Genomic DNA, 1,188 nt, shown 5'->3' on the forward strand with positions numbered 1-1,188 from the left:
AACACTACTTCATCCTCAGTATGACCGTGCTTGTCGCTGCAGTGAGCTTAACTTACGGTTTAAGCCACTACTTTGGCCTCGATTTCGGTCTTTCTGCCGGTATGATGGCAGGAGCATTGACGGCGACACCTGTTCTAGTTGGTGCTCAAGATGCTTTGAACTCAGGTCTTGCAACAATACCGCGCAATATGGATTTTTCTTTGGTATTAGAAAATCTATCCGTAGGTTACGCGATGGCTTATCTGATTGGTCTGATCAGCATGATCATGTTCGCTAAGTTGCTACCAAAGTTACAAAAGCAGAACCTTTCAGACTCTGCTCAACAAATCGCTCAAGAGCGTGGCCTTGGTAACTCAAGCCAGCGCAAAGTTTATCTACCTATTATTCGCGCATATCGAGTTGGCCCGGAGCTTATCGATTGGACAGACGGCAAAAACTTACGAGAACTTGGTATTTACCGCCAAACGGGTTGTTACATTGAGCGTATTCGCCGTAATGGTATTCTCGCCCACCCTGATGGTGATGCGATTTTGCAAGAAGGCGATGAAATAGCACTGGTAGGCTTCCCTGACAGCCACGCTCGTTTGGACCCAAGCTTCCGCAACGGTAAAGAAGTGTTCGACCGTAACCTTCTCGATCTGCGTATTGTGGAAGAAGAGATTGTCGTTAAGAGCGACGCGATTGCCGGCAAACGTCTATCTGATTTGAACCTGTCTGAGTTCGGTTGTTTCCTTAACCGCGTAGTTCGTGCGCAAATCGAAATGCCAATGGATTTAGACATTGTTCTTGCCAAAGGTGATGTGCTTCAGGTGAGTGGCGAGAAGAGTCGTGTACATGGCCTTGCTGAGAAAATCGGTTTCATCTCGATTCACAGCCAAATGGCAGACTTATTGGCGTTCTGTAGCTTCTTTATTCTTGGCATTATGTTTGGCCTAGTGACCATGACATTTGGTCAAGTGTCGTTTAGCTTAGGTAACGCGGTAGGCCTTTTGCTGTCAGGTATTACACTAGGCTTCCTTAGAGCCAACCACCCTACTTTCGGCTACGTACCGCAAGGCGCGTTAAACATGGTCAAAGATCTTGGTTTAATGTTCTTTATGGTTGGTATCGGTTTGAGTGCTGGTGGCAAGATGTTCGAGCATTTGACTCAAGTTGGCCCACAGGTGATTGGTCTTGCGTTTATTGTCA

1 protein-coding gene is annotated in these 1,188 nt (G+C 46.7%); it reads left to right on the top strand.

Annotation, left to right across the window (positions count from 1 at the left end; translation table 11 throughout):
* A partial coding sequence (locus tag R7E42_RS24825) for an aspartate:alanine antiporter (protein WP_318073207.1) occupies positions 1-1,188 on the top strand: 1,188 nt, incomplete at both ends.

The sequence above is a fragment of the Vibrio sp. Vb1337 genome, assembly GCF_033338715.1.
GTDB lineage: Bacteria > Pseudomonadota > Gammaproteobacteria > Enterobacterales > Vibrionaceae > Vibrio > Vibrio alginolyticus.